The organism is Cellulomonas avistercoris, assembly GCF_014836445.1.
GTDB classification, from domain to species: Bacteria; Actinomycetota; Actinomycetes; order Actinomycetales; family Cellulomonadaceae; genus Cellulomonas; species Cellulomonas avistercoris.
Window position 1 is genome coordinate 25,083 of sequence record NZ_JACSQV010000022.1, and the last position, 7,575, is coordinate 32,657.

Here is a 7,575-nt window from a genome sequence, read left to right on the forward strand (position 1 = left end):
CCCCCCCCCCCCCCCCGGCCCGACGGATCAGGCCTTGCCGAGGATCCGGTTGAGCTTGGTGCCGCAGACCGGGCAGACGGCCTTGGCCATCCGTCGACCGGACTCCGAGACGACGACCTCGCCCTCCGTCTCCCGCTTCTCCTTGCACTTCACGCAGTAGAACTCGCCCGCCCAGGTGTCGGCCATGTGGTCCCTCCTCGTGCTCCTCACCGAGCGGTGGCATCGCGCCCGGGGCAGGGACCATGACGGCCTCCGTGCTGTCACACAGTAGTGCGCGCGCCCCGCGCACAGCGGCCGTGCGGGCCGCGTGGTGCGACGCAGGCGGGTGAAGCGGGGTGTCGCCGCAGCGTGGGCCGCGCCGGCGCGCTAGCGTGCGAGAGTGCCGACTGCGCGCGAGGCGACGCCGCGCGAGCCCGCACGTCCTGAACGGTCCGCGCTGCCACCCGACGACACCGCCGAGGTGCCGGTCGTGGAGGTGCGGCGCTCGCGGCGCCGTGCCCGCACCGTCAGCGCATGGCGCGAGGGCGGACGGACGATCGTGGCGATCCCGGCCCGGTTCACGCGGGCGCAGGAGCGCGAGTGGGTCGGCCGCATGGTCGAGCGGCTGGCCGCGCAGGAGCGCCGGCGCCGCCCGTCGGACGTCCAGCTCGTCGCGCGCGCGACCGAGCTCTCACGGCGGTACCTGGCCGGGCGCGCGGTGCCGACGAGCGTGCGCTGGTCCTCCAACCAGGGGCGGCGCTGGGGCTCGTGCACCCCGGCCGAGGGCACCATCCGCATCTCCGACCGCGTGCAGGGGATGCCGCGGTGGGTCCTCGACTACGTGCTCCTGCACGAGCTCGCGCACCTGCTCCAGCCGGGGCACGGTGAGGCCTTCTGGGCCGAGCTGGCGGGCTACCCCCACACCCAGCGCGCCCGCGGGTTCCTCGAGGGGTACGCGTTCGCGCGGGACGGCGCCGAGGACGGCGACGTGCCCGACGAGCCCGTCGACGACGACGTCTCGGTCGACGAGCTCTAGGGACGAGCTCTAGGGACGAGCTCTGGGGGACGAGCTCTGGGGGACGAGCTCTGAGGGGACGAGCGTTAGGCGGGCTTCTCGCCGTCGTCCTCGCCGTCGTCCTCGCCGGGGCCCTCCGCCGCGTCGAGGATCTGCGCGAGCGCGCGGTCCAGGTCGGCGGACTCGTCGACCTCGGCCGCGCGGCGCGCGTCGTAGCCGGCGGGGTCGTCGAGGTCCTCGGACGTGGGCACCAGGTCGGGGTGCGCCCACACGGCGTCCCGCCCGGAGACGTCGCGCGTGCTCGTGAGGTGGGCCCAGACGGTCGCCGCGTCGCGCAGCCGCCGGGGGCGCAGCTCGAGACCGACGAGGCTCGCGAAGGTCTGCTCGGCGGGACCGCCCGCGGCGCGACGGCGGCGCACCATCTCGCGCAGCGCCGGCGCGTGCGGCAGGTGCGGCGCCGCCGCGGTCGTCGCGACCTCGTCGACCCACCCCTCGACGAGCGCGAGCGCGTGCTCGAGCCGCGCGAGCGCGGCCTGCTGCGCCGGCGTCGTCTGCGGGGCGAACACCCCGCCGGACAGCGCCTCCTGCAGCGCCGCGGGGTCCGTCGGGTCGATCGCCGAGACGGCCTCCTCGAGGTGGTCCACGTCGATCGCGATGCCGCGCGCGTACTCCGCGACCGCGTCGAGCAGGTGCGCCCGCAGCCACGGGACGTGGGCGAACAGCCGGCTCGCGGCCGCCTCGCGCAGCGCGAGGTACAGCCGCACCTCCTCGACGGGCGCGTCGAGCCCCTCGGCGAACGCGTCGACGTTCGCGGCGACGAGCGCCGGCACGGGACGCTCGAGCAGCGGCAGGCCGATGTCGGTGGTGCCGAACACCTCGCGCGCGAGCGTGCCCGCGGCCTGCCCCACCTGCAGCCCGAACACCGCGGAGCCCAGGCCGCGCAGCATCTGGGTGGGGTCGGCGCCGGGGCCTCCCGCGGTCGGGGCGCCGGGGAACCGGTCGCCGATCTCGCCGATCGCCGGGCCGAGCGCGTCGGCCAGCGCCGCCGACAGCGACGACGCCACGGGCTCGGTCAGCGTCCGCCACGTCGGCAGGGTCGCCTCGACCCACTCGGCGCGGCTCCAGGCGTGCGACGTGCCGACGGCGGGCGGCAGGTCGGTGGCGGCGTCGAGCCACAGCTCCGCGACCGACAGCGCGTCGCGCACCTCCTTGACGCGGCCCGGCGACAGCGCGGGGTCGCCGCCCACGGCGGCCTGCTGGCGGGCGAGGTCGTGGGCCATCTGCCAGTTCACCGTCTCGTCCCCGGAGCTGGCGAGCAGCTGCTGCATCTGCGCGAGCGCCTGCTGGAGCGCCACCGGGTCCGTGGGCAGGCCCGACGCGGCGGCCATGGCGGCCGGGTCGACGCCCATCTCACGCATCTCGCGGATCGCGTCGTCGGCGGCGGGGCCGAGCATCGCACGGAGCATCTGCTCCCACTGCGGGGCTCCGCCGGGGCCGTCGGCGGCGGCGGGGACGTCGGGGGTCATGCGGGCCTCCTGGCTGGCCGGGGAGCACCACGGTAACCACCTCCCGACCAGGTCGGACCGGCGGGGGGCCACGGTTCGCTCTGGGCGCACACGCGTCGTGCGCCGTGCCCACGCGCGGGTGGGGGATGATCGTTCCCGTGCTCGACGACCAGCCGACGGACGACCCCGCCGACGACCTGCGCCCGCGTGACCCCGCGCAGGACGCCGCGGCCCCCGACGACGGGCCCCCGCAGCCGCGTCCCACGCCCCGCGCGGTCGTCCAGTCCTTCGGCATGCTCGCGGCGGCCGTCCTCGTCGGCGTGCTCGCGGTGATGCCGGCGCCCTACGCGGTCAACGGTCCCGGTCCGACGACCGACGTGCTGGGCGAGGTCGACGGCGAGCCCCTCATCGAGGTCGAGGGCGCGGACACGTACCCCTCGACGGGCGAGCTGCGGCTGACGACCATCTCGGGCGTCGGTGGCCCCGGGTACCCCGCCTACCTGCTCAACGTGCTCCGGGGCTGGCTCTCGCCCGCATCCGTGGTGCGCCCCGTGGAGGACGTGTACCCGCAGGACGCCTCGCGCGAGGAGATCGAGGAGTCGAACGCCGGGCTCATGGTCTCCTCGCAGGAGAACGCGACCGTGGCGGCGCTCACCGAGCTCGGCTACGAGGTGCCGGCGACGCTCGTGGTGGCCGGGACGGTCGAGGGCACGGACGCGGAGGGCAAGCTCGAGGAGGGCGACGTCCTGACCGCGATGGACGGCGAGCCGCTGCCGGACTACCAGACGCTGGTGTCCCGGCTCGCCCAGGTCGAGCCCGGTGACACGGTGACGCTGACGGTCACGCGCCACTCGCGCACGCTCGACGTGCCCGTGGTGACCGGCGAGCGTGAGGGCGGGGGCGCCCAGATCGGGGTGTTCATCGACCCGTCTTTCGAGATGCCGGTGGACGTGAGCATCAACATCGAGGGCATCGGCGGACCCAGCGCCGGGACGATGTTCGCGCTCGGGCTCATCGACCTGCTGACGCCGGAGGACGAGGCCGGTGGTCAGGTCATCGCGGGCACGGGCACGATCGACGTGACCGGCGCGGTCGGCCCGATCGGCGGGATCCGCCAGAAGCTGGCGGGTGCCGTGCGGGACGGCGCGACGTGGTTCCTGGCGCCCTCGGACAACTGCGACGAGGTCGTCGGCCACGTGCCCGACGGCCTGCGCGTGGTCGAGATCTCGACGCTGCACGAGGCGCGCGAGGCGATGGTCGCGATCGGCGCGGGCGAGGGCGACGACCTGCCGACCTGCACGGCCGGCTGACCGGCTGCGCCCACCCGGGACCGGCTCACTCGAGCGTGGCGCGCACCGCCTCGACGAGGCCCGGCACCAGGTCGGGCCCGAGGCCGACGGCGTCGTCGCTGTCGTGCGCGCGCGTGCGGACCGCGCACCACGAGGGGCCCCCGCGCAGCACCGCGACCGCGAGCCGCACGTCCTGACGCTGCGGGTGCGCCAGCAGCGCCGCGACCGCCGCCTCGGGGTCGCTGGGCAGGTCGTCCTCGGCGCCCGGGGGCAGGACGACGCGCTCGACGGTCACGGCCGCGCCGTGGACCGTGGGCGGCCACGTGAGCCCGCCCAGCAGCGCCTCGAGGTCGTCGGCGTCCGGCAGCCCCTCCTGCTCGACCGAGGTGAGGTGCTGGTCGTCGGCGAGCGCGGCCGCGAGGACCTCGGGCGCCAGCTGGTCGGCGAGGCCCGGCTCGGCCGCGAGCGCCTCCTGCGTGCGCACGAGGGCGAACACCCGCACGGGTGCGTCCCAGCCGGCGGCGGCGACGTGGTGCTCGACCTCGCGGACCGCGTCGGCCAGGGCGCGGCGGGCGCGGGCCTCGGGGGCGGTGTCGTCGGCGGACGGGGGCGGGGTCGGGCTCGTGCTCACGCGCCCCATCGTCCCACCCGTGTGGGAACCTGGGACCCGTCGCGCCCGTTCGTCTGGTCAGGCGCGTGTCGCGCCCCCGCCGCCCGCACAACATCGAGGACCGCAACGCTGTGACCTTCGCCTCCCCGCCCCGCCCTCGACCTGTCGCGCCCCGCCGGCGCGGCCCCCTGGTCCCGACACTGATCACGCTCGCCGTGCTCGTCGTCCTGCTCCTGGTCCTCGCGCAGGTGTGGACCGAGGTGCTCTGGTACTCGCAGCTCGGGTTCACGGAGGTGCTGCGCACCGAGTGGGTGACGCGCGGCGTGCTGTTCGTCCTCGGCTTCGCGATCATGGCCGCGAGCGTGGGCTTCTCGCTCAGCTACGGCTACCGCGCGCGTCCGGTCTACGCACCGTCGACGCAGGAGCAGGCCAACCTCGACCAGTACCGCGAGGCCATCGAGCCGCTGCGCCGCCTCGTGCTCGTGGTGGGCCCCGTCGTCCTCGGCCTGTTCGCGGGTGGTGCGGCGTCCCAGCAGTGGAGCACCGTCCAGCTGTGGCTCAAGGGCGAGTCCGTCGGCGTCAAGGACCCGCAGTGGGGCGTCGACCTGGGCTTCTACCTCTTCACGCTGCCGGGCCTGCGGTTCGTCGTGTCGTTCCTCATGGCGGTCCTGGTGCTCTCGACCGTGGCCGCGGTGGCCACGCACTACCTGTACGGCGGCCTGCGGATCGGTGGCGCCGCGGGTGGCCCGCGGACGACGCGCGCGGCGCGCGTGCACCTGTCGGTGCTGGGCGCGCTCGTGCTGCTGCTCGTGGCGGCCAGCTACTGGCTCGACCGGTACTCGATCCTCACCAAGCAGCAGACCGGTGAGCAGCGCTGGCAGGGCGCCGGCTTCACCGACGTGCACGCGGTGATCCCGTCGAAGGCGATCCTCGCGGTCGCGGCCGTGGTCGTCGCCGGCGCGTTCATCGCGACCGCGTTCAGCGGCAACTGGCGGCTGCCCGCGATCGGCGTGGGCCTCATGGTCGTCGCCGCGATCGTCGTCGGGGGCGTGTACCCCGCGATCGTCCAGCGCTTCCAGGTGCAGCCGAACCAGCAGGACGCGGAGTCGGAGTACATCCAGCGCAACATCGACGCCACGCTCGCGGCCTACGACCTCGACGACGTGGAGATCAGCGAGTACGACGCGAACGTCACGGCCGAGTCCGGTGCGCTGCGCGAGAACGCCGAGACCACCGCGTCGATCCGGCTCCTCGACCCCAACATCGTCTCGCCCTCGTTCAAGCAGCTGCAGCAGATCCGCGGCTTCTACGACTTCCCCGACTCGCTGTCGGTCGACCGCTACACGATCGACGGCGAGAGCCGGGACACGGTCATCGCGGTCCGCGAGCTCGACCTCGACGGCCTGAACGCGGGCCAGCGCAACTGGACCAACGACACGACGGTCTACACCCACGGGTTCGGTGTCGTGGCCGCCTACGGCAACACGCGCGGCGCGCGTGGTGCACCCGCCTTCTGGGAGGGCGGCATCCCGTCGCAGGGTGCGCTGGGCGAGTACGAGCCCCGCATCTACTTCGGCCAGTCGTCGCCCGAGTACTCGATCGTCGGCGGGCCCGAGGGCACCGACGGCTGGGAGTTCGACTACCCGGACGACGACACGGGCACCGGGTCCGTGCCGTTCCGCTTCCCGACGGAGGAGGACTCCGCCGGCCCGTCGGTCGGCGGGCTGTGGAACAAGGCCCTGTACGCGCTGAAGTTCGGCGACGAGCAGATCCTGTTCTCCGAGCGCGTGAACGAGAACTCGCAGATCCTGTACGACCGCGACCCGCGGGAGCGCGTCGCGAAGGTCGCGCCGTACCTCGACCTCGACGGTCGCGTGTACCCGGCCGTCGTGGACGGTCGCGTGAAGTGGATCATCGACGGCTACACGACGTCGGACCAGTACCCGTACGCCGCCGTCCGCTCGCTCGAGGACGCGACGACGGACTCGCTCACCGAGCGCAGCAGCACCGTGCAGGCCCTGCTGCCCAAGCAGGTCAACTACATCCGCAACTCGGTGAAGGCCACGGTGGACGCCTACGACGGGTCGGTCGACCTGTACGCCTGGGACACCGAGGACCCGATCCTGCAGGCGTGGACGAAGGTCTTCCCGACGTCCCTGCAGCCGATGTCCGAGATCTCGGGCGACCTCATGAGCCACATCCGGTACCCGGAGGACCTCTTCAAGGTCCAGCGGGCGCTGCTCGGCCAGTACCACGTCACGAACGCGGCGGGCTTCTTCTCCGGGAACGACTTCTGGCAGAACCCGGGCGACCCGACGGCGACCAACTCCGACGTGCCGCAGCCGCCGTACTACCTGACGCTGCAGATGCCGGGCGAGGACGAGGCGACGTTCTCGCTGATGTCGACGTTCATCCCGGGGGGTGGCAACGCCCGCAACGTCCTGACCGGCTACCTCGCGGTGGACGCCGAGGCCGGCAACACGCCGGGCGAGGTCTCCGAGACGTACGGCAAGATGCGGCTGCTGGAGCTCCCGCGTGACTCCACGGTGCCCGGGCCCGGGCAGGCCAGCGCCAACTTCACGGCCGACCCCCGGGTCTCCAACGAGCTGAACATCCTGCAGCGCGGGGACTCGACCGTGCGACGCGGCAACCTGCTGACGCTGCCGGTGGGCGGCGGCCTGCTGTACGTCCAGCCGGTCTACGTGCAGGCGGCCAGCGGGACGACGTTCCCCCTGCTGCAGCGTGTGCTGGTGTCGTTCGGTGACGAGATCGGGTTCGCCGAGACGCTCGACGGCGCGCTCGACCAGGTGTTCGGCGGTGACTCCGGTGCGGACGCCGGGGACGCCGGTGCCGAACCGGTGCCTGCCCCGGGCGGGGAGGACACCGGTGACGAGCCGACGGACGAGGCCACGCCGGCACCGACCGACGCGGCCACGCCCGACGCCGGCGCGACGGCCGACCCGGACGCCCGTGCGGCGCTGGACGAGGCGCTGCAGCGCGCGCGTCAGGCGATCACCGACGGTCAGGAGGCGCTCGCGGACCAGGACTTCGCCCGGTACGGCGAGGCCCAGGACCGGCTCGACGAGGCGATCGCCGACGCGATCGCCGCGGAGGAGCGACTGGCGCGCTGACACCGCCGCCGACGCCCGCCCACCCGCCCTCGAGGCGCGGTGCGGC

Annotated in this window: 6 protein-coding genes; 3 read left to right on the forward strand and 3 right to left on the reverse strand. The window is 74.3% G+C overall.

The features are described from left to right. Positions 1-27 precede the first annotated feature (27 nt). Positions 28-186 carry a DUF5679 domain-containing protein gene (locus H9657_RS18145; protein WP_013117687.1) on the reverse strand — a complete coding sequence of 53 codons (159 nt, stop codon included), beginning with the start codon at positions 184-186 and terminating at the stop codon, positions 28-30. Positions 187-469: 283 nt separating this feature from the next. Here H9657_RS18145 and H9657_RS18150 point away from each other — a divergent pair, with 283 nt between their 5' ends. Then, on the forward strand, positions 470-1,015 hold the full coding sequence (locus H9657_RS18150) for a M48 metallopeptidase family protein (protein ID WP_191784849.1): 546 nt from the start codon (positions 470-472) through the stop codon (positions 1,013-1,015). A 65-nt stretch (positions 1,016-1,080) separates the two neighbouring features. Here the strand turns inward: H9657_RS18150 and H9657_RS18155 are convergent, their stop codons facing one another. Next, a complete protein-coding gene (locus H9657_RS18155; protein WP_191784844.1) occupies positions 1,081-2,520 on the reverse strand; it encodes a zinc-dependent metalloprotease in 1,440 nt (479 codons plus the stop codon). A gap of 125 nt (positions 2,521-2,645) precedes the next feature. Here H9657_RS18155 and H9657_RS18160 point away from each other — a divergent pair, with 125 nt between their 5' ends. Beyond that, a complete protein-coding gene (locus H9657_RS18160; protein ID WP_191784845.1) occupies positions 2,646-3,809 on the forward strand; it encodes a YlbL family protein in 1,164 nt (387 codons plus the stop codon). Positions 3,810-3,834: 25 nt separating this feature from the next. Here the strand turns inward: H9657_RS18160 and H9657_RS18165 are convergent, their stop codons facing one another. After that, positions 3,835-4,419 (reverse strand): PPA1309 family protein, encoded by a 585-nt coding sequence (locus H9657_RS18165; RefSeq protein ID WP_191784846.1) that lies wholly within the window; start codon positions 4,417-4,419, stop codon positions 3,835-3,837. A gap of 110 nt (positions 4,420-4,529) precedes the next feature. Here H9657_RS18165 and H9657_RS18170 point away from each other — a divergent pair, with 110 nt between their 5' ends. Then, entirely contained in the window at positions 4,530-7,529 is a 3,000-nt protein-coding gene (locus H9657_RS18170; RefSeq protein WP_191784847.1) for a UPF0182 family membrane protein, read from the forward strand. Positions 7,530-7,575: the final 46 nt, after the last annotated feature.